This is a genomic window from Solibacillus kalamii (assembly GCF_002174535.1).
Lineage (GTDB): Bacteria > Bacillota > Bacilli > Bacillales_A > Planococcaceae > Solibacillus > Solibacillus silvestris.
The window spans coordinates 115,948-142,183 of record NZ_NHNT01000004.1 but is presented as its reverse complement, the minus strand read 5'-3'; the positions used below and the strand labels follow the sequence as shown (position 1 = coordinate 142,183).

25 protein-coding genes, 1 other RNA gene and 1 riboswitch are annotated in these 26,236 nt (G+C 39.6%); of the genes, 9 read left to right on the top strand and 17 right to left on the bottom strand.

Going from position 1 to position 26,236, the window contains the following annotated elements:
- Positions 1–18: 18 nt before the first annotated feature.
- Positions 19–1,323 carry an O-acetylhomoserine aminocarboxypropyltransferase/cysteine synthase family protein gene (locus CBM15_RS08700; protein WP_087617154.1) on the bottom strand — a complete coding sequence of 435 codons (1,305 nt, stop codon included), beginning with the start codon at positions 1,321–1,323 and terminating at the stop codon, positions 19–21.
- A 116-nt stretch (positions 1,324–1,439) separates the two neighbouring features.
- A riboswitch (SAM riboswitch) is annotated at positions 1,440–1,554 on the bottom strand.
- A gap of 257 nt (positions 1,555–1,811) precedes the next feature.
- On the opposite strand from CBM15_RS08700, the gene nfsA reads away from it, so the two are divergent.
- Positions 1,812–2,546, top strand: coding sequence for an oxygen-insensitive NADPH nitroreductase (nfsA, locus tag CBM15_RS08695; protein WP_087617153.1), 735 nt, complete (start codon positions 1,812–1,814; stop codon positions 2,544–2,546).
- A 242-nt stretch (positions 2,547–2,788) separates the two neighbouring features.
- Here the strand turns inward: nfsA and CBM15_RS08690 are convergent, their stop codons facing one another.
- The gene (locus tag CBM15_RS08690; RefSeq protein WP_008406252.1) at positions 2,789–4,468 is read right to left on the bottom strand and encodes a hypothetical protein; all 1,680 of its coding nucleotides are present in this window, start codon (positions 4,466–4,468) and stop codon (positions 2,789–2,791) included.
- A 170-nt stretch (positions 4,469–4,638) separates the two neighbouring features.
- Between CBM15_RS08690 and CBM15_RS08685 the strand changes: the two genes are divergently transcribed.
- The 3 genes from CBM15_RS08685 to CBM15_RS08675 all read left to right on the top strand — a co-directional run bounded on the left by CBM15_RS08685 (position 4,639) and on the right by CBM15_RS08675 (position 7,989).
- Entirely contained in the window at positions 4,639–5,274 is a 636-nt protein-coding gene (locus tag CBM15_RS08685; protein ID WP_087617152.1) for a lysoplasmalogenase, read from the top strand.
- A gap of 238 nt (positions 5,275–5,512) precedes the next feature.
- Entirely contained in the window at positions 5,513–6,736 is a 1,224-nt protein-coding gene (gene pepT / locus CBM15_RS08680; RefSeq protein WP_087617151.1) for a peptidase T, read from the top strand.
- A 287-nt stretch (positions 6,737–7,023) separates the two neighbouring features.
- On the top strand, positions 7,024–7,989 hold the full coding sequence (locus tag CBM15_RS08675) for a DMT family transporter (protein ID WP_087617150.1): 966 nt from the start codon (positions 7,024–7,026) through the stop codon (positions 7,987–7,989).
- 27 nt (positions 7,990–8,016) lie between these two features.
- Here the strand turns inward: CBM15_RS08675 and CBM15_RS08670 are convergent, their stop codons facing one another.
- The 4 genes from CBM15_RS08670 to CBM15_RS08655 all read right to left on the bottom strand — a co-directional run bounded on the left by CBM15_RS08670 (position 8,017) and on the right by CBM15_RS08655 (position 11,692).
- Positions 8,017–9,093: a S26 family signal peptidase gene (locus CBM15_RS08670; protein WP_087617149.1), complete on the bottom strand. Its 1,077-nt coding sequence runs from the start codon at positions 9,091–9,093 to the stop codon at positions 8,017–8,019.
- Between the two features lie 3 nt (positions 9,094–9,096).
- Positions 9,097–9,591, bottom strand: coding sequence for a sigma-70 family RNA polymerase sigma factor (locus tag CBM15_RS08665; protein ID WP_087617148.1), 495 nt, complete (start codon positions 9,589–9,591; stop codon positions 9,097–9,099).
- A 26-nt stretch (positions 9,592–9,617) separates the two neighbouring features.
- The gene (locus tag CBM15_RS08660; RefSeq protein ID WP_087617147.1) at positions 9,618–10,892 is read right to left on the bottom strand and encodes a polysaccharide deacetylase family protein; all 1,275 of its coding nucleotides are present in this window, start codon (positions 10,890–10,892) and stop codon (positions 9,618–9,620) included.
- A 371-nt stretch (positions 10,893–11,263) separates the two neighbouring features.
- Positions 11,264–11,692: a DUF4395 domain-containing protein gene (locus CBM15_RS08655; protein WP_087617146.1), complete on the bottom strand. Its 429-nt coding sequence runs from the start codon at positions 11,690–11,692 to the stop codon at positions 11,264–11,266.
- Between the two features lie 110 nt (positions 11,693–11,802).
- Here CBM15_RS08655 and CBM15_RS08650 point away from each other — a divergent pair, with 110 nt between their 5' ends.
- Complete coding sequence (locus CBM15_RS08650) at positions 11,803–12,510, top strand: Fe-S oxidoreductase (RefSeq protein WP_014824888.1); 708 nt, start codon at positions 11,803–11,805, stop codon at positions 12,508–12,510.
- Positions 12,511–12,819: 309 nt separating this feature from the next.
- On the opposite strand, the gene CBM15_RS08645 is transcribed toward CBM15_RS08650, so the two are convergent.
- The 7 genes from CBM15_RS08645 to CBM15_RS08620 form a co-directional block, all read right to left on the bottom strand.
- Positions 12,820–13,932 (bottom strand): amidohydrolase, encoded by a 1,113-nt coding sequence (locus CBM15_RS08645; protein ID WP_087617145.1) that lies wholly within the window; start codon positions 13,930–13,932, stop codon positions 12,820–12,822.
- A gap of 148 nt (positions 13,933–14,080) precedes the next feature.
- Positions 14,081–14,218, bottom strand: coding sequence for a hypothetical protein (locus tag CBM15_RS19350; RefSeq protein ID WP_014824892.1), 138 nt, complete (start codon positions 14,216–14,218; stop codon positions 14,081–14,083).
- 168 nt (positions 14,219–14,386) lie between these two features.
- Positions 14,387–16,402 (bottom strand): TRAP transporter permease, encoded by a 2,016-nt coding sequence (locus tag CBM15_RS08640; protein ID WP_087617144.1) that lies wholly within the window; start codon positions 16,400–16,402, stop codon positions 14,387–14,389.
- The gene (locus CBM15_RS08635) at positions 16,392–16,907 is read right to left on the bottom strand and encodes a DUF1850 domain-containing protein (RefSeq protein WP_087617143.1); all 516 of its coding nucleotides are present in this window, start codon (positions 16,905–16,907) and stop codon (positions 16,392–16,394) included. The genes CBM15_RS08640 and CBM15_RS08635 overlap by 11 nt, the downstream gene beginning before the upstream one ends.
- Positions 16,908–17,017: 110 nt before the next feature.
- Positions 17,018–18,040, bottom strand: coding sequence for a TAXI family TRAP transporter solute-binding subunit (locus CBM15_RS08630; RefSeq protein ID WP_087617142.1), 1,023 nt, complete (start codon positions 18,038–18,040; stop codon positions 17,018–17,020).
- Between the two features lie 325 nt (positions 18,041–18,365).
- Complete coding sequence (locus CBM15_RS08625; protein ID WP_087617141.1) at positions 18,366–18,905, bottom strand: superoxide dismutase family protein; 540 nt, start codon at positions 18,903–18,905, stop codon at positions 18,366–18,368.
- A gap of 86 nt (positions 18,906–18,991) precedes the next feature.
- Positions 18,992–19,735 (bottom strand): LysM peptidoglycan-binding and 3D domain-containing protein, encoded by a 744-nt coding sequence (locus CBM15_RS08620; protein ID WP_087617140.1) that lies wholly within the window; start codon positions 19,733–19,735, stop codon positions 18,992–18,994.
- Positions 19,736–20,120: 385 nt separating this feature from the next.
- Here CBM15_RS08620 and CBM15_RS08615 point away from each other — a divergent pair, with 385 nt between their 5' ends.
- From CBM15_RS08615 to CBM15_RS08600, 4 genes are all read left to right on the top strand, one after another.
- The gene (locus tag CBM15_RS08615) at positions 20,121–20,309 is read left to right on the top strand and encodes a YjfB family protein (protein ID WP_087617139.1); all 189 of its coding nucleotides are present in this window, start codon (positions 20,121–20,123) and stop codon (positions 20,307–20,309) included.
- 355 nt (positions 20,310–20,664) lie between these two features.
- Positions 20,665–21,309 (top strand): YfbR-like 5'-deoxynucleotidase, encoded by a 645-nt coding sequence (locus CBM15_RS08610; protein WP_008406231.1) that lies wholly within the window; start codon positions 20,665–20,667, stop codon positions 21,307–21,309.
- 157 nt (positions 21,310–21,466) lie between these two features.
- Positions 21,467–21,658, top strand: a non-coding RNA gene (ssrS, locus tag CBM15_RS08605) — 6S RNA.
- Positions 21,659–21,839: 181 nt separating this feature from the next.
- Positions 21,840–22,370, top strand: coding sequence for a GNAT family N-acetyltransferase (locus CBM15_RS08600; protein ID WP_087617138.1), 531 nt, complete (start codon positions 21,840–21,842; stop codon positions 22,368–22,370).
- Positions 22,371–22,839: 469 nt separating this feature from the next.
- Here CBM15_RS08600 and CBM15_RS08595 read toward each other — a convergent pair whose 3' ends face one another.
- The 4 genes from CBM15_RS08595 to CBM15_RS08580 are packed head-to-tail and all read right to left on the bottom strand — an operon-like array spanning position 22,840 to position 26,233.
- Positions 22,840–23,442 carry a malonate decarboxylase holo-ACP synthase gene (locus tag CBM15_RS08595; RefSeq protein ID WP_087617137.1) on the bottom strand — a complete coding sequence of 201 codons (603 nt, stop codon included), beginning with the start codon at positions 23,440–23,442 and terminating at the stop codon, positions 22,840–22,842.
- The gene (locus tag CBM15_RS08590) at positions 23,433–25,121 is read right to left on the bottom strand and encodes a biotin-independent malonate decarboxylase subunit beta (protein WP_087617136.1); all 1,689 of its coding nucleotides are present in this window, start codon (positions 25,119–25,121) and stop codon (positions 23,433–23,435) included. Before CBM15_RS08590 ends, CBM15_RS08595 begins: the two co-directional genes overlap by 10 nt.
- Positions 25,114–25,410 (bottom strand): malonate decarboxylase subunit delta, encoded by a 297-nt coding sequence (locus CBM15_RS08585; RefSeq protein WP_087617135.1) that lies wholly within the window; start codon positions 25,408–25,410, stop codon positions 25,114–25,116. The genes CBM15_RS08590 and CBM15_RS08585 overlap by 8 nt, the downstream gene beginning before the upstream one ends.
- Complete coding sequence (locus CBM15_RS08580) at positions 25,364–26,233, bottom strand: triphosphoribosyl-dephospho-CoA synthase (protein WP_087617134.1); 870 nt, start codon at positions 26,231–26,233, stop codon at positions 25,364–25,366. The genes CBM15_RS08585 and CBM15_RS08580 overlap by 47 nt, the downstream gene beginning before the upstream one ends.
- Positions 26,234–26,236: the final 3 nt, after the last annotated feature.

Genomic DNA, 26,236 nt, shown 5'->3' with positions numbered 1-26,236 from the left:
TAAGCTTTTTTTAAAGCATTATGCGTTTGTTTCTACTCCAACTTCCGCTGCAACTTTCGCTAATGCCTGCTCTAAATCCGCGATAATATCTTCCGCTGCTTCTAACCCGATCGATAAGCGAATGAGCTCTTCCGATACGCCAGCAGTTTTTAATTCTTCCGCAGATAACTGTTGGTGTGTTGTGCTCGCAGGATGAATAATTAATGAACGGGCATCGCCAACGTTCGCTACATGTGAGAACAATTCCACGTTATCGATTACTTGGCGGCCAGCTTCACGTCCCCCTTTAATACCGAACGTAATGATTGATCCGAATCCGTTTTTCAAATACTTTTTCGCTAAATCATGTGTCGCAAAATCTTCAAAGCCGTTGTAATTCACGTACTCCACAAATGGGTGGTTTCTTAAATACTCGGCAACTTTCTGTGTATTTTCATTGTGTCGGACAATACGCAAATGAAGCGTTTCAAGTCCTTGCAGGAAATTAAATGCCGCGTCAGCAGATAATGTTGGACCAAAATCACGCAATAGTTGAACACGAAGCTTTGTCGCAAATGCAGCGCCTGCTGTGTCAATTCCGTAGCGTAGACCATGGTAAGAAGTATCCGGTTCTGTAAATCCTGGATGTCTTCCTTGCGTCCAGTCAAACTTCCCGGCATCAACGACAATTCCTCCAATCGTCGTTCCATGACCGCCAATCCATTTTGTTGCAGAATGAATGACAACATCCGCGCCGAATTCAATCGGATTACTTCCATATGGGGAAGCAAATGTGCTGTCGATTAATAAAGGAAGACCATTGTCATGGGCGATGTTTGCTACCGCTTCAATATCCAGTACTTTCAAGCTTGGATTTCCGATAATTTCAGCAAAGATTGCCTTCGTTTTATCAGTGATTGCCGCTTGGAAATTTTCAGGCTTTGATTCATCTACGAATTTTACTGTAATGCCGTAACGAGGCAATGTTGTCGCGAATAAATTATAAGTCCCACCGTAAAGTGAACCTGCCGCAACAATTTCATCCCCTGCACCGGCTACGTTTAAAATAGAAAATGCTACTGCTGCTGCGCCAGATGAAAGCCCTACTGCAGCTGTGCCCCCTTCTAATAAAGCAACCCGTTCCTCAAATGCCCCGACTGTCGGGTTCATAATTCTTGAATAAATATTGCCTGTTTCCTGTAATGCAAATAGACGTTGCGCATGAGCTGTGTCATTAAATGCATAGGCCGTTGTACGGTAAACCGGAACTGCAATTGCTCCTGTTTCCGGGTCTGGCTTTTGACCCCCGTGTAATAATAATGTTTCTGGTCTTAAATTTGTCATTTTAATACCCCCAAAAATTTAATCGATGGTGAAATCGGTGTTTTTGAGGAGGATTTTTTAAATGAAAAAAACCCTCTTCAGTTAAGAAGAGGGTTGCGCATGAGCAAGTTTGCCTCCTCTTATCTTTCAAAATGATTGTCCATTTTGTAGGATTTAGCACCTTAGTCAGTTCATCACTTACTGGTTGCCGGGCATCTCAGGGCCTATTCCCTCCGCCGCTCTTGATAAGAGTTATGTGATTTGTGTTCCATCGTTGAGTCTCAGTATAAAACATACTAATCCTATATGTCAACACAAAAAATTAAAATTTTCTGATTTCTATTCTGATTTCTATTCTGATTACTCTTATCTGTATTTAACGATATGCAAAAATCCCCTCCCTATGAATTGAATAGACGCTTATAATCGACTTCAACTAAAATATTGACTAAAATAAGCTTGAAGGATATACAATCAAGTTTTTTATTACATAAAAGGGAGATGTTCACGTGAATACAAAAGAATTATTACGCAGTCACACATCTGTTCGCAAATATACAGGTGAGGAAATTTCAAAAGAAACTGTCATCGATTTAATTGAAACAGCACAAATGGCGGCAAGCTCGCATTTTGTGCAGGCATACAGTGTTATCTGGGTAACGGATGAAGAAAAGAAAACTAAGCTGGGTGAACTGTCTAAAAACGAATTCCAATTCAAAACAGCTGGTGCCTCTTTCTTGTTTTGCGTAGATTTCAAACGTTTGCAGGTAGCTGGTCAAAAACACGGAGTCGATATTTCTGCTGACACGGCTGAAAACGTGCTTGTAGGTGTAGCAGACGTTGCATTATTTGCCCAAAACTTTGTTATTGCAGCTGAATCAATGGGTTATGGCATTTGCTATATTGGCGGTGCCCGTACAAATCCTAAGGAAATTAGCGAGCTGTTCAATTTACCGGAATATGTTTTCCCGCTATTTGCGATGACGATTGGTACACCGACAAAACGCAATGAAACAAAACCACGTTTACCAGTAGCTGCGGTATTGCATGAAAATGGCTATGATGTTGATAAATACGATACGCTTCTAGATGAGTATGATGGGATTATGGAAGACTATTACAGCAGCCGATCTTCAAATCAAAAGACGGCAACATGGACGAAGCAAATGGCTGATTACTTAGTAGAACAAAATCGTCCACATATGAAAGAGTTTCTCGCTTCACAAGGTTTCACTTGGAAGTAGGCTAATAAACCAAAAATGCTATTTTTCTCTATGAGAAAAATAGCATTTTTTGCTGAGCGTTAAAAATTGATTTCCATTCCGGGACGCTTTCCGCGGGCACGGCCTGAGCCTGTAGTCTCAGGCGTCGTGCTGTTCCCGCCGGAGTCGCCCTACATTCCAATCAATTTTACAAAGTATCCGTTTCTTAATAAGGGTTTTCTTCTTATCCAGCGGTACTTCTACTTCTGCCCAAATTTCTTTATTTATTTCAATCCTTCAATTTGCAATGCTTTTACTGGCTGGAAATCTTCCCCTGTTTTCGCATACGTAATGGTCGCCTGATCGCCTTCTTGCAAGTAAATTGCAAACGGTGCAACTTCTGTAGAAACAATGAAGTTTTCACCTGTATTTGCCAGGAATGATACGATCGTGAAATCACCTACACGCTCTTTATAAACACGCACGACTTTTACCGTCGCCTTTGCTTCTTCGGCATTTGAAGTACCGTCTACCGTACTTCCGCCACGGCTTAGCGCTGTTTTATAAAGTCTTAACGCTTCATTTGGTGTTGTACCATACGCCGAAATTTCAGGATTTGCTGCTGACACGATAAAGTAATTTTGCAGGAATCCGTTCGCATCGAGTACAGCTGACAGCCAGCTCGCTTCACCGTAGAAGTTGTAAAGGATCGGCATTTCACCTTCCCATTCTTTTTCGATGAACTTTTTCTCGATAATTTCAAGAGCGCCTTGGGAATCCATATAAGACTCTTCCAAATTTCCGGTATAGTACGTCGCTTCACCGGTACGTGCATGTGTTAATGCATAACCAAGCATCGAGTCAACGCCCTCTTTCGGACTTGTAAAATCAGTGAAATAATACATTTCCCCATCTTCCATAAAGATCGGACTTACATTTGCTTCCGTACCTTCATCACTCGGCAACTTAACATCCTTTTTACCGACTAGACTGTTCCAGAACCCGTGCACATAGTTACCGTAATAACTATTTTGCAAACTTACCGCTTCAGGTGATACCGCACCATCGATAAATGCCGGTACATCTGCAATCGCGATTTTCTCTGTTGCACCCGTCTCCGCATCAACAAGTACAACCCCTTTTACATCAAAGCCGTTACGTGCCGAAATAAATTCCCCGTAAGAACGGATGTAATACGGTTTACCATCCTCATCAATTTCAAGCTGCGGATCTCCGTAGAAAATTAATGATGGATTTTGAAGACGAATATGACGCTCCAGGTTTTTATTTAAATAAGCAGATGGAACATAGCTCATTTCAGCCTTCACAAACTTTGGATTATCGCTTGAATCTGTAGCACTCATCGTGAAATAACCAGGTGTTGTTTTTCCATTGAACCATTTAAAGAATCCTGAAAACTCTACAGGTGCAATGTAAACATACTGATCATTTACTTTTTGAATTTGCAGGTTTCCTAATTCATAATAGCTCGTGTTTGGCACCTGTCCAAACGCTTTTTTCATTTTGTTTTTAACAAATTTTGGCGGTACACTTGCCGGTGTTTTCGTCTCATCAAACGACGAAATTTCCGTTTTTTCTTTCATCTCTGAAGATTTGAATTTTTCATTTGCATTTAAAAATGGTGCACTTACTAAATAGCCGATCCCAATAATGCCAACAAGCACGATGGCTGATTTAATTTTTTGCTCCTTACCAACAGCAAATATTGCCCCAATAATCGCTACAACAGGTATTACGTATAAGAAAATCGTCCAGCTTAGATCGATTTTTGAAATATATACTGTTAAGAATACTGAAATAAAGCTTACAATAAATGTCGTAATGAATAAGCTCGTAAATGTTTTTGATGAAAGCTCCTTATTGCGAACTTTCTTTGATAACGGCATTAATAATAATGTGATCAAAAGTGATCCAATTGCCGTTATTAGCAATAATTGTCCCATAACAATCACCCTCTCTTACTTACTATGTACGAATAACCTCCCAAAAAGATTCATAAACAAGTAAAACTGCATAATTTCTGGCATAATAGAGCATATATTGCATTTTTATAAAATGATAGTTTGGTTTTTCAGTAATTTTATATAAATATTTTTACTTAGGGGGTTAATAGATGGCTCGTAAAGTTCTGATTTTACTTTTCTTCGGGCTTGGCTTGTACTATGTGTTCTTTTTTGAAACGATCGATAGTTCACTAAAAATGGTCTTTAAGCTTTTGCCAATGATTTTCCTTATAGTGCTCGCATTTTTAACGAAAGTACATGTGAAGTCTCCATATTACTGGCTGATTTCTATTGGTTTAATTTTCTGTGCGGTTGGCGACTATACATTGCAGTGGTTCATCATTGGACTGAGCTTTTTTCTGGTCGGTCATATTTTCTATATTTTTGCTTTCCGCTCAACAAATCAGCAGAATACACCACTGTACGTAAAGATTTTTTTAGCTTTATATGGTGCGGTTATGATGTTCTGGATTGCAGGAAGTCTGCTTCAAAAAGGAGAAACTGTACTTGCCGTTGCAGTGATTGCTTATATTTTAGTGATTTTAACGATGGGATGGACATCGTTCCGAACAGGCAGTAAGTTTGCTGTCATCGGCGCCATCCTCTTTATCATGTCGGATTCGGTTTTGGCCATTAACCGTTTTATGTTTGATGTTGCTTATTCACATATCCTGATTATGTTTACGTATTACGGCGCACAGTTTTTCCTCATGCTCAGCATAAATGATTATGATCGATTACGCTAAAGCGTAATCGCGTCCAGATTTTTTAGACCCACAGGATGTGGGTCAGTCAGCCGTTGTCACACGATGTGACGTATTTAGGCTGACTTCATTATTCATTTAAAAAATCTGTGACATCTGCCAGAGGCTTATCTTCATTCAGCGGGTACTTAAAGTAGCCGCTGAATGAAGATAATTAGTTCAAAAACCGAAATAAAAAGTGTAGAATGAAAGCAATAAGTATTTAGGAGGTCTTTTTCGGATGAAAGAGAAAGTAATTGAACGTTTAGTACGCTATGCAAAAATTGATACACAATCAGATTTCAACTCTGACACAACCCCTTCTACAATGAAGCAATTCGATTTATTACATGTATTAAAAGATGAATTGGCAGCAATCGGTTTAACAGACATTACACTTGACGAAAATGGCTACCTTTTTGCAACACTTGAATCCAATACAGACAAAGACGTACCGACACTCGGCTTTTTAGCGCATGTTGATACAACATCGGATTACACAGGAACAAATGTACAGCCTCAGCGCATCGATAACTATGACGGTGAAGCGATTACATTAAAAAATGGATTAGTAATGGCACCGGACTACTTCCCGAACTTAAAGAACTATGTTGGCCAAACGTTAATCACAACAGATGGCAATACATTGCTTGGTGCGGATGACAAAGCCGGCATCGCTGAAATTATGACGGCGATGGAATACTTAGTGAAAAATCCGGAAATCAAGCACGGGAAAATCCGTGTAGCATTTACACCTGACGAAGAGATCGGGCGCGGTCCACACAAATTTGATGTCGAGAAATTCGGTGCGGATTATGCATACACGATGGATGGAGGTCCGCTTGGTGAGTTACAATACGAAAGCTTTAATGCAGCTGGCGTAAAAGTAACAACACGCGGTACGAATATCCACCCGGGTTCGGCGAAAAATAAAATGGTGAACTCGATTACAATGGCGATTGAATTCCAAAACGAAATGCCAAAAGATGCGGTTCCTGAAAAGACGGACGGCTATGAAGGCTTTATCCACTTAATGCATTTCAACGGCGGCATTGAAGAAACAACAATGTCTTACATTATCCGTGACCATGACCGCGCTAAATTCGAAGAGAAAAAAGCGTATATGGCAAAGGTCGGCAAAGAGTTACAGGAGAAATACGGTGAGGAAGCAATTACAGTAGCGATTGAGGATCAATACTATAATATGGGCGAAAAAATCGAGCCTGTTATGGAAATCGTCGACATTGTAAAAGAAGCGTTTTCTAAGTTTGATATTACGCCGATTGTTGAGCCAATTCGCGGCGGTACTGATGGTTCCCAGCTTTCATACATGGGCTTGCCGACACCGAATATATTTGCAGGCGGCGAAAATATGCACGGCAAATATGAATTTGTATCAGCTGAAACAATGGAAAAAGCGACGGAAGTCATTATTGAAATTGTTCAGTTATTTGAACAGCGTTAGAACAAAAGTGCTAAAGCGCCCGTCCAACTCCGAGTGGGCAAAACGCCACGTCTTTGTGGCATGCCCCCAATGACTCACATCGTGTGAGCCTCAGACATTGGAGGGCCCGACGCAAAAGTAAACGCTTTACCACTTTTGCACGGAGGGACCGAAATGGCCGAGGAGTTGGCGCTTTAGCCTAGACGGCGAAATTATGATGATTGAAATTGAATGGAGCGATTACTTTCGCTTCATTTTTTTGTATACTTAATAGACAGAAAATTCAATACAATTAAGCGAGGTGTGTGATGAAGGAAATACTGATTGGCATTTTAGCGGCTTTATTTTTTGCGGTTACATTTGTATTGAATCATTCAATGGAATTGGAAGGCGGCAGCTGGCTATGGAGTTCTTCGCTCCGCTATTTCTTCATGCTTCCTTTTCTTATTGCCATTGTCGCGATTCGGGGAAAAGTCGGATTTCGTATTTTATCGAGTGAAATGAAAGAACATCCAGGTGCGTGGCTCATTTGGAGCTTTGTCGGGTTTGTATTATTTTATGCGCCGCTTACATTTGCCGCGGCATTCGGTCCAGGCTGGCTCGTATCAGGTACATGGCAATTTACGATTGTAGCAGGTGTATTGCTTGCCCCTCTTTTCATTACGACCATTGCCGGAAAAAACATCAGGGCAAAAATTCCGCTTATTTCACTCGGCATCTCAGGCATTATTCTATTCGGGATTTTGCTTATCCAAATTCCGCAAGCACAATCGGTTTCAATGGATAGCCTGCTCCTCGGTATACTACCCGTTGTCGTTGCGGCATTTGCCTACCCTCTCGGCAACCGGAAAATGATGGAACTTTGCGGCGGTAGAGTGGATCCGTTTCAACGGGTTCTAGGGATGACAATCGCTTCCTTGCCTGCATGGATCTTGCTTGCAATCTATGCATTGTTTACTGTTGGCCTTCCATCCGCGAGCCAAGTGTATCAATCACTGCTCGTTGCTGTTTCTTCGGGCGTCATTGCCACAATACTATTCTTTATCGCTACAGACCGTGTGCGCCATGACCAAGGAAAACTGGCGGCAGTTGAAGCAACACAATCGACAGAAGTTCTTTTTGCGATGGTCGGTGAAATGATTTTACTAAGTGTACCACTCCCGCAGCCGATTGCTTTAATCGGACTGGCGGTCATCATTATCGGCATGCTGCTACATAGCTATCACACAGTACTTATGAATAAAAGATTACAAGCAGCAAATGAAAAAGGGTAGCGACATCTTCGTCACTACCCCTTTTTCCTACATTCCCCACTGCCAAATGCCGGTCGGATCTTTATACATTTTGAATACATATTCCCCAACAGATTCACGGTCGTACTGGTAGCGTATTTCCACTTCTGATTCGGATAAATACGTAACAGTTCGGTAAGATGCTTCCAAAAACAGTTCGCCTAAACGGTTCGAGTGCGGAAATGGAATGTCACTAGCCGATAATCTTTTACTTACTGACCCATCTCCAAAAATCTGATCATACAAATAAAGATCAAAATATTGTTCTGGTGAATAGTCATTTTCTAAACCAAAATAAATTGATGCTGTTGTACTTTGCTCTGCCAATGCTACGACTTCCCCGTAAATTTTATGCACAGCGGTAATTGTTCCTGCCTGCATTGTATTTTCTGCCGGGAAATGATTCACCAAAAAGTATTCACGCGCATTTAATAATTGATCGTAGCCTCCTGCAATCGTATTGCCGTTTTCCTCATACATTTCTTTTAATTCCGATCTTACAGGCTTCCCATTTACCGTTAGCTTGCCGTCCTGCAAAACGACACGGTCTCCTGGAACAGCGACTACTTCATAATAGGCGTTTTCGTAAATTGGTAAATGACTGCTCGTATTTGTCATCGTTCGTACAACATCGCCTGCTTCATATACAGCTTCATCAAATAAATTTTCCTGACGTTCTATCACTGTATGGTAAAGTCCCTTTTTCCCTGCAAGTGTAAAGGTTTCTTTATCTACATACTGTAAATCCGATAATTGTTCCAGCACTGGTAGCTGTGCAAAGGAAGCATAATCGATTGTTGATAATTGCTTCTTTTTTTGAAGAGTAGCAATTTCCGCTAAATCATCAAGCGGGTCATAAGGGGCACCCCGTCCTTCATTTCCCGAATTTTGCGTAAAAGGAACGGCCGTCATAAATAGGAATACCGCAACTGCTGCAACAGCTGCCGTCACTAATTGAACATGCCATGAACGTTTCTGTTTTCGGGCGGGCGGGGTCAATTCAGATTTCACACGTTGCTTAATACGACTTTCCTGCAAGCGTGTATCACCCATCATTTCATCCAGTTGTTTTTTAAATGGATCCATGCATCATTCCTCCAATCCCTCTTCGCTAAAAAACTCTTTCAATTGTTGCTTTGCTCGACGCAAACGTGTTTTCACCGTATTTTCATTCAGCTGTAAATACTGTGCAATATCGGCAATGGACTGTTCGTCATAATAAAATAAAATGAGCGGCTCACGATATTTCAGTGGTAGCTGGAATAACTTTTGTTCAAGTGATGCAAGATGCTCTTTTTGTATGACCTCTTCGTCCGTCCCTTTCGTTTGAGCAAAGATCGTCTCAAAAACGACATCCTTTTTATGCTTCCATGAGCGTAAATAATCTTTTGCGCGATTGGCTGTCATTTTTGTTAAATACGTTTTCAATGACGACTCATTGCGAAACTGGTCGCTCCTTTGAAAGTATGTTACAAACACTTCCTGTACGATGTCCTCGGCGGTAGCCCAATTTTTAACGTACAAATAAGCAATGCGTACTAGATAACGCGTGTGCTCATCAACAATTGCATCAAATTCTCTCATGTAACGATTAACACCTTCTTATATCCTTAAGACCAGTCCACCCCCTTTACAAAGGACGTGAACTGTTCAAATGTTTTATTTTCCGTTATGCCGAAACGATTGACCTCATAATTTGACTGCTGCATATTAGCATAGCCTTCATTTGTCGTAAAACCGATTAACAGCCCTACTTCCTTCATCGCTGCGATCATATCTTTATCGTAATGACCAAATGGATACGCTAAAGAAGTCGCATTCGGCAGCATGTTTACATTTTGCTGCAAATCCTTCGCAATGTCAGCGGATGACAACTCTAATGCGATTCCTGCTCCTTTACTGAACTGATGCAAGTTATGTGTGTGCGCTTCGTACTGAAACACATCTGTCATTAGCTGCATCTCTTCGGCTGTGAAAAATTGGAGCGGTCCTTTGCCGTCAAATACTTGTTCACCTTCAAAACGTCCTGTACGAGAAGATATAATATGCTGTACCGCTGAAAATCCATGTTCCTTTAAAATTGGATAGGCATAGACCTTCGTCGATAATAAACCATCATCAAATGTAATGAGAATCGAATTAACAGGTAAAATATGGCGACCTTCCAAATAATCATAAAGCTGTGTTGTCGAAATTGTTGTAAATTGCTCTTCAGCTAAAAAGGCCATTTGCTGTTCAAATGATTGCACAGAAACCGTACTTGCATTTGTCACCATTTCTTCTTTCGGCAAAATATGATGATACACTAAAACTGGAATTCCTTCATCTATTTCAACTGATGATTTATGTATATAACCGGCACGTTCTCCTACTTTGATGACAAACCACTCATCAACCTCCCCCACTACCGGGTAGCGAAACCCTTGTGAAAGCTGCAGCAACACACTGCTCGTAAGATTTTTTTCTTCATATACTTTTGTTTGTTCTGTCGTTTTGATTGAGTTTGTTATTTCTGTATTTACTAACGTCTGAAGCGATCGCTTTTCTACAGTGGCACTACCTTTTTTTATGAAGGCTGAAATTTTTCCGAATCGTAGTTCATAATAAAGCTCATCTTCTCCTACAATTGCAAAAGAAGTATTCGGATGTACCACTCCAATTTCAGTGAGCGTATTATCTTTTATATAAATCGGCTGTTCCTCATTCAGGACGATAACTTTTTCAAATAGATGTGTTGCCTGTTCTATTTGGGTTCCATTTTCTCTACCTGCCATATCCTTTTCGTTTGCAACCGCTCGTTCAATCTGTTCACTTGAACCTCTATATTCAATTGTCAGGAATAATACGCATATAGCGATAAACCCTACTGCAATTAACTTTTTCATCATTTCCTCCGCCTACGTTTTTTATTGAAGCAACGTACAGACGGAGAAATGCAAAATAAGTTTCAAAAAAGTTTCAGAAATTTTTTTATACACAAAAATACCCGTATCTGTAAGCGACACGGGCAATGGGTCTCCCAACAAAGGAAGAAAAACTAGAAGAAAAATATAAAGGGTGAAAAACTCAGTGTCTGACACACAGTCAAACTTACATTCTAAATGAGGGGGTTTAGAACGCTATGGCTGAGCTAACAAACTCCTGGAGAAAAGTTGTTAGCTCAGACTTATTTGTACTGTATTACAAATAAGCTCTTGCTACAGTTACAATGATAATGATTATCAGTATCATTGTCAACCCATTTCCAAAAATCTTTTTAAGTATTTTTTAATGAACGGCGATATTGGTACTGTTTGTATTGGAACAACATAAAGCAACCGATACAAAAGCCTAAAATTGCTACAAATGATGCAACTGCCACCATAATCGTAAAGCTATAGCCAACGACTGGCAGATTAAAGGCAAACCCTGCTATTCCGCCTGCCAGACATAGGCTCGCAATCGCTGAATTGAACTTTTGCTGTCCAATCTCTTCAGGAATATATGACTTAACATCTTTTGTTAAAAACAATTTTGCAAAGCGCATAATTGGATTAAACCCGGTGAAAATCCCAAGTAAATTTGCAATCAACGGAATCCCTAAAATCCAGTATTGCCCTGTCACCCATGTGATAACGACTGATAAAAATATTACCCACTGATTTACACGAACTAATGGTCTTGGTATAGAAATCGGTTTCGTCATTAAAAACCAACCTTTCTTATATGTTTTATTCATTTTAGCGTTTTTCATCTCGTTTGGGAAGAGAAATGGTATAGTAAATATAAATATTTTTTTTAGAAAAGGTGATATGTATGCCTGCACTTTCTTATGATCAAGTACGACAATTAAATTCCTATAGTATTTTTACCGAAGAACCTGACCGTCCATTATTTACATTGGCGAATCTACATAAAGACTTCTATTTGACGGATTTCCGCAATTTAATGATGGGCATTACAAATGCTGCTACAGAAGCTGCAGCTATTTCCCACTTCGGACGTCGCTACGGCATGTTTGTCGCAATGCAGTTTTATATGCTGACTACGTATGATGAAGTTTGGGACGGCAAGCCGGAAGATCTGCGCTTTGCTATTGTACAGGAGTTCGGCATTCATACACTCGGGATGTATATAAACCCAAATGACTTCCGCTATGTGGAAGATGATGAGCGCGAACGAGTGATGACGGACATTTTATACAAGACATCGGTCGTCATTGGCCAGTTACGTAAAACAACGTCCATTTCGCCGCTTACTTTATGGGAAAATATTTTCGGATACATGCTTTGGCACTTCCATACATTACTCGAAAATCCGGCATTGGCTGACCGCGCTTTCGAGGACTTGGACATGCTTGAAGATAAAAATGTTTGGCGTTACTTCTCGGACAAATCGCTGTTTCTAAATTATACAGGCGGAAAAAGCCCTTCCGCTCTCATCAATCAGCCTGTCCGCAAAAGCTGCTGTTTTTCAAAAGACATCCCCGGCTTAATGGCTTGCGGATTTTGCCCGATGAAATAAGGTTTTGTTTTAAGTGCCGCCAAGTAATCGCGGCACTTTTTTATTTGGACGGATTGCTGGAGGCACGTTTTTCTAATAAATGGCTTACTTTTTCTAATATCGCTTGAAAAGTTCTAATAAACTACTGATGTTCTAATAAAGTAAGCCAATGTTCCAATAAAGGGCCGAGATGTTCAAATATAGGTATCCGATCTTCTAATAAGTATCGCCGTTTGTCTAATATCCGGGTTATCTTTTCTAATATCACGGCAACCACTCAAGCGCAAAACAAAAACGATGCTATAAACTTCATAGCATCGCCCTACCTTCTTATTTCGTTGCACTGTTTTTCAATGTTGTTGCTATTACTTTGGCGCCATCAAGCAATGCCTTTGCATCAAAGGTCATTTTCGGATGATGGAGTCCAGGACCAAGATCTGCGCCAACGCCGATCATCGTTGCCTTCAACTCAGTATTTTTGATCGTATAGAAGTGGAAATCATCGCTTCCCGGTGTCATTACTGCCGGTGCTAAACTTTGCTCTCCAAGTGCTTCAACAATCGAGCGTTCTGCAATTGCAGCCGCTTCGGATGATACTTCCGCACCTGGTGTAACATCCATCCAATCCCATGCCACCCCAGTATCGAACATCTCCGCAATTTGTTTCAAGCCTTTATCAACTTCCTGCTGTACTTGCGCCAAGACTTCATTTTTCTGTGCACGCACGTCGATCGAGAAGGTCGCATTACCTGGAATAATATTGACACTGCCGCCATCTGCTACAATTTTTGTTATCTTCGCAGAGTATACTTCAAATGGATCGACATGAATATTTTTCAGCATTTGCTGAATCGCTACGACGACATCAATTGCATTTTTCCCCTGGTGCGGACGAGCGCCATGTGCATCAATGCCAGTAATTGTCCCAGTTAAGAATGCTGCAGCACCATGATAGATTGCAGGTGATACTTTCCCTAATGGCAGCTCTTCCATAGGACGTAAATGAACACCGAATAAATGGGTAACATTTTCCATTACACCGCGATCAATCATCGCCAATGCCCCGCCACCTGTTTCTTCAGCCGGTTGAAAAATAAATCGGATTTTCTTTTTCAAAGGTTCATTCTTTAATGCATAGAGCGCACCTAAAACAATCGATATATTTGCATCATGTCCACAAGAGTGATTTGCCTGCATAACGCCATCCACTTCCTGCCATAGTGCATCAATATCAGCGCGAACCGCAATTGTTTCTTCGCCTTTTCCAATTTCGGCGACAAGGCCAGTCACATCGTCAAATTTTTTATAGCTTACGCCCATATCATCTAAAATTTTTGCTAATTTTGCTGTTGTTTTTATCTCTTTCCAGCTTACTTCAGGGTTTGCATGGAAATATTGAAACCAATCAAAAATCATTTGTTCCGTAGAATTAACCGCTAACATGAAACGCACCTCGAATATTATTTAGTACTTCTATTATACAGTACAATTTTTGCATACTACATTATTAGTGCCTAAAAAAACGACATCTATCCAAATAGTTTCGCTGGATAGACGCCGTAATATTTTTAAATTCATTTTAAAAACTCCTTTATAAGCTTGAGAAAAACCCTTGCGGATATTGAGTGCGTTCTTCACTTTCCGTTACCTCTTGTTGCTCGGCTAACTCAAATTCCACCTCTTCGTCAAATAAGTATGTTTCAAACGTCGACTTTAAAAGTGTTGACATATCATTTCTCCCCTTTAAATTATTTGAATTTTTAATTAATTTAAATAATATAATGGATTTTCAAGAAAATCAACAAATAAATGTACTTAATGCATAAAAAGTATTAAATCTATCTATTTTCGAGATAAATAGAAAAGCGCCTGAAAGTAATTTCAGACGCTCTCTTTTTTATGAAATGGCCACTTTTGAACCGTTTTCTCTATTTTTAGTAACGTATTGAATCACGAACATAATTCCAAATACAATAAGTCCAATCGTATCCGATAGGGACTCCGGATAAATCATAGCAACACCTGCAGCAACTAGAATAATTCGTTCAATCCAGTTAATCGGGCGATACCAATAACCGATGATTCCCGCACCAATCGCAATCATACCCATCATCGCTGTAAATACAACCCAAATGATTTCCCAAACCGTTACATCAATCATCAGCAATGCCGGTGAAAAAATAATCATATAAGGGATAATGAATGCCGCGATAGCCAGCTTGGCAGAATGAATACCTGTTTTTATCGGATCTCCACCTGAAATCGCAGCGGCTGAAAATGCGGCGAGCGCTACAGGAGGGGTAATATCTGCAATAATCCCGAAATAGAATACGAAGAAGTGTGCAGATAATACAACGATAATCGGTGCTGCACTTGCCGGTACATCCGGTGCAAGCAAGGCAATGATTGCCGGTGCTGCGATCGTTGATGTAATAACATAGTTAGCCGTAGTCGGGGCACCCATTCCTAAGATTAAAGAAGCAATCATTACAAAGAATAGGGTAATTAGAATACTGCCGCCAGCAAGTTTTACTAAGCTGTTTGCCAATGACAAACCAAGTCCTGTTTTTACAACGACCCCTACAATAATACCTGCACATGCAGTTGCAGCAGCTACTGGCACAGCAGTACGTGCCCCATCTACTAATGCATCAAAGATTTCCTTAACACCAAATTTAACATCCGGGTTTATAAATCCGACAATAATACAAGCCAATATACCGTAAAGTGCTGAGTGAATAACCGGAACACCAAACATCATAATTACAATGATTAATGCAATCGGAATTAATAAATATAACTTCTTGAATATTTCTTTACGATCCGGCATTTCTTCATCCGTTAAACCACGTAACCCTAAACGTTTTGCTTCAAAGTGAGTCATAATCCAAATACCCGCAAAGTAAAGAACTGCCGGGATTGCTGCTGCTTTTGCAATATCCCAATATGAAACACCGCGGCCGATAAATTCAACCATTAAAAACGCTGCGGCACCCATGATCGGAGGCATTAATTGTCCCCCTGTAGATGAAGACGCCTCAACAGCTCCAGCAAAGTTCTTCTCATATCCTAAACGTTTCATGAGCGGAATCGTATAGGCACCTGAAGTAACTACATTGGCTACAGAACTCCCTGAAATTGTTCCTTGAAGCGCAGACGAGAAAATAGCAACTTTTGCCGGACCACCCACTAATTTTCCTGCAACTGAAATCGCTAAGTCATTAAAGTATTCCCCTACACCAGTTTTTACCAAAAAAGCCCCAAATAGCAGGAATGCAAAAATATATGTTGCTGAAACAGCAAGTGGCGTCCCTAATATACCGTCCGTTGAGTAAAACATTAGATTTACAAGACTCTCTAAATTTTGCCCACGGTGTGCCATAAAGTCCGGCATATACGGACCATAAAATGCGTAAGCCAAAAATAGACCTGCAATAATGGCGATTGGCAGACCAACTGCCCGACGTGAAGCTTCCAGTACGAGAAGGACCGCAAATAAACCCACCCAGAAGTCCAAAGTCTCTAGCTTTCCTAAACTTCTCACTAATCGGTCGTAATTTATCACCCAGTAACTACCAATAACAACTGACAAAATTGCTAAAATATAATCATAAAAGGGAATAGATTTTTTTGAAAAATTACGGCGCAGTGGAAATAGCAGAAAGACAAAAGTTAATGCGAAGCCTAAGTGAACAGTACGCTGAATTTGAGCTGGGAACTGACCATAGATCGCTGTATAAAGTTGGAACAGTGAAAATGCGAGTAACCCACCATATATAACATATTTCATAAAGTTTTGTGGGTTTCTCTGATTGGATTCGATATCGAACTTTTCCAGTAACTCTTGCTGCTGTTCTAATGACAAGGCTTCTACTTGTTGTGGTTCTGTTGTTTCTTTTCTATTATTGCTCATTTAACTCGACTCCTTTCATTTTTTCATAGAAGGACAGTTTTTGAATTTGCACATCATAAGATTTTCCCCGAGTCAAAATTTTTTTCAGTTCAACTGTTTCATTTTTATGCTGCAAATCCAATCGATAATCGACATTTCCAATATGTAGTACAAAATTATTTACTTTTGCATCGTCGTATTGAAGTTTATATATCCCATTTTCATAATGTAATGTTTGCCCTTCCTCCGCATAACCCGGCATTCCAATAGCTACATCCGAATATTCCATCGAAAGCAGTTGAATTGCATTTGAAGGCAGCGCGACATAGTTTTCATAAACATCTGTTAAATGAATTGAATGTGTATAAATAATTTGAAATTCATCAATATTTTCCAGTGGTCTGTAATAAATAATTGAGTTTTCTGAACGGGTTTCAACAAATGTAATTGAGCGCTCATACGGGATCATGCAAAGTACAGTGCTTACACAGATTATGACAAATAAAATTCGGATTAGTTTATTCATGGACATCCCACATTAAAATAAATTTCTATCTAACTATCAGCCAAGATTCCCCAGAAAGAAAACAAGAGACTGCCTAGAAGTATATTACACTCTAGACAGCCTCGCGCTAATTACTTCACTTCATCAAAGTATCTTTGTGCACCTGGGTGTACATCAATACCGATTCCATCTAAGCCAGATTCAGCTTTAATGAATGCGCCTTTTGCGTGGCTGATTTTGTCTGTGTTGTCATAGATTGCTTTAGTCATTGCATAAACTAAATCTTCCGGTAAATCCTTCTTAACAGCTAACATTGCGCCTACTGATACAGCTGGAATATCAGACTCTAAACCATATGTGCCAGATGGAATGTTATCCACTGCATAGTATGGGTATTTTGCAATTAGTTCTTCTGCTTTGTCTGCCTCAACCGGAACGATATATACGCCATTTGTTGCATTTAATGCTTCTACAGCACCTGTCGGGTAACCAGCCGTAATAAATGCTGCGTCAATTTGACCTGATTGAATACCATCTGTCGATTCACCAAAGTCTAAATTTTGGGCTTGGATATCATCCATTGTTAAGCCATGGATTTCCAACAATTGCTCAGCATTTGCGAATGTTCCCGATCCTGGAGCCCCTACAGAAACTTTTTTACCTTTTAAGTCAGCAAATGTTTTAATCCCTGAATCTGCTAATGTTACTAATTGAACTGTTTCTGGATAAAGTGCACCTAACGCTACTACAGAATCAATTGCTTCGCCTTCAAACATCAGTGTACCGTTCGTAGCATAGTAAGCGATATCCGTTTGAACGAATGCAACTTCTGCATCTCCGTTTGCCAGAGAAGTCATATTCGCTGCAGACGCCTGTGAAACTTCAGCAGTTGCTTTTACCCCAGTGTCTGTAGTAATTAAATCAGCAAATGTACCTCCTAATGGATAATAAGTCCCTTGTGTACCACCAGTTAAAATACTAATAAACTTTGTACCTTCAAAATCCAACTCTGCATCCGTTGTCGCTTCCCCAGAGCTTGCCCCATTATCTGTTTCAGTTGTAGATGAGCCTTCTTCATCAGAACCACAAGCCGCCAGTATAAGCACAAAAGCACTTAATAACATTAGAAAGAGTAGGTTTTTAGATTTAAACATAAGCAGTTTCCCCCTTTATAGTAAAATATAAATTCATATTACATACATAATTATACAAAAGTCAATGTTATTTTAACAATTCGAAATTAACTGTAAATAATTTATTATCTATATTATGTTTAGATTATACTCGAATAGTTGTTATTGTTTAATACAAAAATATATTATTGACGGCGAATACTCAATTCCACTTATACAAGCAACTCCAAAAATATTATTCCGAATATAATAAATTTCTCGAAACTTATATTTGTCCTATAGTATTTAAGAAATTTCCGCAAAAAAAATACTATGCTAAAAGAATTTCACTTTTAGCATAATATTTTTACTTGACTACCCCACAAACAATCCGAGCTCCCGAATTCCCTGATGGGTCTGTTTTATAATCGTCTGCTTTTTCGTGAATGACAACAGATGTGCCATCTTCATCAAACAGGGAATTTTCTTTCCCTTTTTCAAGTGTAAAATCGGCTGTCACAAAGTTTAATTCTACTTCACCTGCATCATCCACAGTAATATTCGGAAGATCCCCTAAATGCGGGCCTGCTGGATTATCGACGCCATGCTGCTTTTTCGTTGGATTGAAATGGGCACCTGCCGATTCAAAGCTTGGAGGTTCACACTTCCCAAACTCATGTAGATGGATTCCGTGATCACCCGGAGGTAAATTATTTAAAACAGCAGTCAGTTCGACTCCTTTAGATGATTCTTTAAATAAGATTTCACCAACTAGGTTGTTCTTTGTATCATACATCTGCGCCTTCGCAGATAATGCTTCTGGTGCACTTACCGGGACGGTTTCCTTTTGAAATAAATTACATCCGCTTAATAATAGTACACATACAAATAAGCTAATTACTCGCACACTATCCCCTCCTTGCAGCTAGTATTTCAATAAAGAGGGCTGATTATACAAAAAAGCCACCCAAAATTTGAGTGGCTTCTTTCGTATTAGTCTAAAATTTTGATTGTTACTGAACGGCGGCCCCATTCGTAGGCGTTATCTAAATCTGGAATAAATACATCAATTTTATTTCCCTTAATTGCCCCGCCTGTGTCAGCTGCAATGGCTTCCCCATATCCTTCAACCCAAACTTTTGTCCCTAACGGAATGATTCGTGGGTCTACTGCAATTACTTTTAAATTTGGATTGGCGCGTAAATCCGTACCATTTGCCGTTGTACCTGAACATCCTTCACAATAGGCTGTGTATGCTGTCGCTTCAACAGTCATTGTTCTTCCTGTATCAGGAACTGAACTTGTTGAAGTTTTCGCTTGTGTACCGCCTGTCGCGCTTTTCACTTCACTCTTGGCATACTCCTGTTGAGGTCCGGATACTGTAATGGCGTCACCCGGGTAAATTAAATCTGAATCGATATTGTTCCATTTTTGCAGCTGATCAACTGTTGCATCATGGGCCAATGCAATATGGAACAACGTATCGCCTGGTGAAATCGTATATACTTTCTCATCATGACCACCAATTTTTATTGTATCCCCAACAAAAATTGTATTACTATTTAAATTGTTCAATTCCTTTATCTCTTCAACTGATGTTTGAAACTGTTTACTTATTTTATAAAGTGTATCTTCAGGTTGGATTGTATAAGTATCTGCAGAAGCTTGAGATGCAAATAGCCCCCCTGTAGCGAATACTCCTGCCAATAGAACTGCCATTAATTTTTTCTTTGTCAAATTTCTGTCCCTCCATATTTCCCAAATAAATTTAATTTGTTTTGACTCTGCTTTAACCTTACAGCAAATACATTGCAACACGATGACGCAGATATGAACCCTCCATTACAAGCACATTGCAGAGCTTTTGGATAATTATTACTAAATTTGAAGCGATTTATACATAGATTTTCCATTTTTTTTGCGAAGTGACAGGAAAAGAAGAAATAATAAATGGGAAATTCGTTTTCAGACTTATTACAAATCCGCCTATTCCTTTAATAATTCTTTCAATTTTGACGATATAAAGTGAAACTTCAACCAGTAGGGGTGTTCATCCCCTACTGGTTGTTAGTTGAACCAATCGGGCTTTTACGGGCAGTACAAATGAAAAGGAGGGATTACTATGGAATTAAACGCCATCATGTCAGCTCAGCTTGCCTCGCTACAGCAAACTGTGCAGATGAGTATTTTAGACAAGGCAATGAATACCGGCGCGGCAACTGCGCTTCAAATGATTGAAGCAATGCCCCAACCGCAAGCAACTCCAGCACCCCACCCTTATAAAGGACAAATGATTGACGTCCAGGTTTAGTTTTAAAAATAAGAAAGGACGCTCATCATTTTACGTGAGCGTCCTTTCTGTTTTTAATTCAGGTTTTGCAATTAGATATTAGAAGATTTTTTTAGTTATTAGAAATTAGGCTCCTGTTATTGGCACTTCTAAATCACATATTAGAAAAACGAGGAGACATTTTAGAAATTCTTCATACTATATTAGATAATCCAACTTTAATTGGACAATTGAATAAGCTTTTTAGAATTTTTATCATTTTATTAGAAAACATCATCCCTTAATGTAAACCCCACGTTAAATTTCGGTTAAACACTTTTAAAAAATTATTTTTCGGGTATAACTAATAGTACAATGATGATATAAACGAAAAGGAGTGATTATTATAGGTATCCATACGTTTTTTACCAGTTTAAATGATTTAGAGCGTATCATCCGTTGTCCGGGCCGCTTTAAATTTGAAGAGCACAATGTGGCAGCACACTCGTGGAAGGTATCCCAGTATGCGATGTTTTTCGCAACATTGGAGGAACGTGCAGGCAGTCAAATTGATTGGAAATCGTTATACGAAAAAACGATTAATCATGACTTTGCCGAAGTGTTTATCGGGGATATTAAAACACCTGTCAAACATGCAAGCGTTGAACTAAAGCAAATGCTTTCACATGTCGAAGAGAAAATGATGGAAAAATTTATTCTGGAAGAAATTCCGCTTGATTTACAGGATGTATTCTTTGACCGTATGAAAGAAGGCAAAGATCACACAATTGAAGGACGACTTCTTGAGTTCGCCGATAAGCTGGATCAGTTTTACGAGTCATTTTCAGAGCTGAAGCGAGGAAATACCGACAAAGAATTTGTTCATATGTATGAAACTGCACTAAGCAAGTTACTGTTGATCGATCTCCCGGTATCTGTAGACTATTTCCGCAACGAAATTTTATCGGATGTTGTAACGGAAAAGACAGTCATCGATATTGCACTTTTAACAGAAAATATTTTACAGCAGCATACAGAATAATAACGGAAGGCTTCCTAATATATAAGGAAGGCTTTTTTATTTTGGAAATAAATCCAGCTTTTGTTTTCGAAAACCTCATTAAAACCATTCAAATCATTTGACTTTTTTTTTAAAACATACTTTATTGCATTCCACATTAACTTACTATAAGATAACAATAAGGCTACGTTGTACGTACGAATATTAAGTTTTAACCTTTATACTTATACAGGGAGTTTTACATCGATGTTGGAATGGCGTGCCTGGACTCTTTTGACTTCAGGATAGACAGGATAGCATTTGCGAACACCCACTTTGAGGAGTGGTGGTTTAAAACTTTCTATAATAACTACGGCAATGTGGCTGCTTACATAAGCAATACAGCCATTACATCTTACAGACACTTACACGAATTTATGTGTAGGTGTTTTTTTATTTTCCTTTTCCTGGTATCATCTGAATATAAAATCTATAACCTTGAAGGGACTGAACTATGCGCAGATGGCAATATTTTTTATCTAACTGAATAAAAAATATTGGAGGTAATTAAATTGATAAAAGAACTGAATACTAAAAGATTGTATTTGAGAAGAATGGAAATTTCAGACTCACCCAGCTTGTTTAAAATATGGTCTGATCCACATGTAACTGAATTCATGAACATATCCAGCTTTACACATGAAACTCAGGCGAAAGAAATGATCGAACTGCTTGAGGATTTGGCTCAGGCCGGTAAAGCTGTTCGTTTCAGCATGATTGAACGGGATTCGAATGAAATAATAGGTACGTGTGGATTTAACGCTATAGATTTTGAAAATGCGAAGGCGGAGATTGGTTACGACATCGCTAAAGCCTATTGGGGCATGGGGTTTGCACCTGAAGGTATCAGTGCATTACTGGATTGTGCTTTCGGAACTTTAAAACTGAATAGAATTGAGGCAAAAGTAGAACCCGCAAATGTTAATTCAATCAAGGTTTTACAAAAACTTAGTTTCAAGTTTGAAGGAACTCTTAGGCAATACGAAAAATCTAAAGGAAATTTTATCGACATCAATATGTACTCACGATTAAAAACAGACTAATTTAGTTCCCCTCCCTACTGCCTGTATCTTCAATAAGATATAGGCCTTTATTTTTAGTAACTCTGCAAATTTGCTCAAACAAAAAAGAGGCTGGGACAGAAGTAGAAATTTCATAAACTAAGGAGAAAAACCTTATTAAGAAACGGATATTTTATAAAATTGATTGGAATGGAGGGCGAGTGTTCGTGCTGACAGTTTCACCTTTCGCACTGTGAAAACATTAGCTGACGGCTACGCCTTTCGCTACAAGCAAAGCTTCCTGCGGGAATAGCGTGACGCCTGAGACTAGGAACAAAAGCTAAGAACGCCACCTCCTGTGGCAACGCTTTTGTGACCAACATCCTGTTGGCCTCACGCCCGCGGAAAGCGTCCCGGAATGGAAATCAATTTTTACGCTCAGCAAAAAATGCCATTTTTCTCTAAGAGAAAAATGGCATTTTTGGGTTATGTCCCACCCTCAAATAATTCGCTATCCCTTATAGATTAATGACTCTTTTTCAAGCAAAATCGGTCCAGTACTCGTTCTTACTATAAAAGAAGAGTGGTTTAAGTAATCAGCTAAAACAACCGCCCCAACGCCTAAAATCTCCACCTGGACATCAACACGGTGAGCACTTTTCTGCAGCTGAGAAAAAATTGGCGTTAATTGATCAAGTTCCTGCAACCTTTTGCAGTATAAAATAATATCAATATCACTGTTTTCATGGCAAACAGTGATTCCTGTTGCCATCGAAAAACCAACACTTCCGCCAATTCCCCATTTTAAACCATCCAATACCTTTTCTATATACGTAAGCGATTGAACATGTGTCGCAGGATATGAATTTGCCAGAACATCAAACGGCCGAACTACCCGTTTAATGTTAGATATGGTTGTAATCGCTGCAAATCGTTTAGATCGATTGTCCCCACGAAAGCCTATCGCAACTTTCCCGTCCTCTACTTTCATTCGTCTCACAACAGCCATGCCTTGAGCCATTTCATCCTCATCCATCCAATTAGGATATTGCCCAAAGTAATCAATCTGATCCATGGACTTCAAAAACACTAGATCATGTACAGTTAGTTCCATTGTTGCGCGATTTTCCCACGTACAGCAATCGATGCCTTACGACCATTTTCAACCGCTATTGTTGATTGAATTCGATTTGCCAACGTTCTATCTCCGGACTGAATAATATCTTCTTTTGCCGATGCAATCGAATGAATGACTTTTTGAACTTGTTCATTAGATGGTTCGTCTGCATTAATACCGTCGATTAACTCATATAATGCACCTAGTGTTTTGAATGAATGGACATCATACGCCATCGATGGAACAGACTTCGCGAATTCATCCAATTCTTCTACAGTACGCATTGTAACAAGAGCTGCAGACTTCTTGGACATTACATGTACTTGCACTTCTGAATCATCAAGCGAAATAATACGGTTTCCTTGCATACCGTGTGCCAGAAATGCCCCTGAAATTGCTTTTCCTACAACACATGTAACGATTGGATGCCCACTTTGACGTGCAACCGCATATGCCTCAACACTTGCTGCACACGCTAAATAAATGCCGAATAATTCTTCATGGTAGCCGAATGCCTGACCCGGAACATCGACAATTGGAACGATTAATCTTTTTTCTGCTGAATCCTTATCTTCTTCGATTGCCTGACGAACATATTTCGCAACGGTCCAAGCTTCCTGCAGACCAAACTCCCCATTGCGGGCACGGTAAAATTTATTTTCACTGTTTGGCACAACAGCAATGAAACGAGCTTTTTCTCCATTTAAATGGGCATCTGCCACTAAAACAGATGGCGTTTCTGAAATTGATGGTGCGTTATTTGTAAATGCATTAAACCACGTACGACCTCTGCTCGTATTTTCCCCATCTGCAATCGTTGCTTCACCAGCTGCCAATTCCGATCGGTTACTTAAAATCTCCTGGGCTTCATCAGTACCGATTTTCTGTTCAAACTGCAAATGGTTCAGCATATTTAAAAATGTATCGTACTCCACTGTTCTTTGTTTAAAGTTGTTATTTGTCCATAAGTTTTCCAGCGTATCTAAGTAATTGACAACATCATCCTCAATAACAGCATCCACCAAATTTGAATTGTAGCGCATAGATCCACCAATCATTTTCCAAATGAAAGGTTTTTGTTTTGCATTTAGCTCTTGAATACCCGCTTCTTGCTGAACTACTTCAGGGCCATTCATGCCAAGTCGACCTTCTCGTGTCATGATTAAAGCAGAACAAAGTCCAGCTGTTAGAGACATCCCTCCGAAAGAACCGACTTTCCCCGGAATAATGCCGATTACAGGTACATACTTTTTCAAAGCAACAATCGCCGAACTAATTTCAGCAATCGAAAGCAACCCGTAGTTTGCTTCTTGGAGACGAACGCCGCCTGTATCGTAAATGATGACTGGGTAAATCAGTTCCCCTGCTTCACAAGATTCATATGCACGCTCTAAAGCACCAGCAAATTTCGCCCCTGAAACTTCACCGATTCCCCCACCTTGGAAACTTCCTTCTATTGAAATAACTAATGAACGGCGACCTCGAATTGTCCCTTGCATTATGATCATCCCGTCATCACTTTGCGGTACGATATTTTGCGCTTCTAAATGTGGTGATTCAAAAAAGTCGAATGGACCTAATATTTCATTTGCTGTTCCTTCATCTAGTAGTAATAGTGCACGTTCTCTTGCCTTACTCTCTACTATACTAACAGGTAATTTAATAGAATTATTCACCGAAAACCACCTCCGCTGCCTGTGCAAGTCGTATCGATACGACACCTGGTGTTGCCCCAAAATCATTAATCTTAATTGAAGCCAATATATCTTGCTGTGAAACAAAACGCTCCACTACTTTTTGCCAAGTTTCAGCATAACCCGTAATACCTGTACGAACTTCTACTTTCGTTTCCGGGCCTTCGATTGGCTGGATCAGGATTTCTAAATCCCCCGATCCTACAACCCCAATATGTGCTTGCTTAGTAACCGGACGATTTGCCTGAAACGTGTAATTCAACTTTTCCATGCTGTGCACCCCTTTTCAGTTTATCTGACATATTAATTACGAATAATGTGGCCGCCAACAAATCAGCCGATCCCCCTGGAGATAACCAGTGTTTAATATATAACTCATCTAGTTTCTTCATATTTGAAATTGAAAAGTTTGTTAGGAGTTTCTTCGCTTCCTGTTTCGCAAACTCCAATCCTTCCAGACCGCCTCGATGAAGTAAACAAGTGTCGTTTAAATTTGCAATCAATTCTAGTAACGTATGAAGTTTCGCATCTCTTAGCGACATCCTTTGAGCCGCTTGTAAAAATGCTGGTAAACTAAACTTTTGAATATGAGGAAACGCCTGCTGTGCTTCTTCTCTTGCACCTGGAATCCCATAATTCTTTTTCACTTTACTTCCGTTTGTTTTGGAATTTGGAATATATTGATCCGGAAGATTGGCCAGTTCCGCAGCATCATTAAATACTTGTGGAAAGAGCACTTGGCCCTGTCTTCGAGCTATTGCGGAACAAAGTAATCCAATCGACCAGATCGCCCCTTTATGCGTATTACTATTTTCAGTAACCGCAAACATTTCCTTTTCACCATTCCGTCCAATTGCGCCAAATTGTTCCCTTATTTCTACTGTTGGCTGTCGGTTGAAACTCAGCATTGCCATTTGATAAAACGTATTGTGCAAAGAATGTGCTGAATTCTGCATTTTTATTAAAGATAAATCATGATGTGCACCATTATTTTCTGTATCTACTAAACCTGGCTTTGGTGTCAATTGAACTTCTTCGATTAATGCTGCAACAGCCTCATCAGCAATCCGTTTACAAATTACATGCTGTTTCATTCC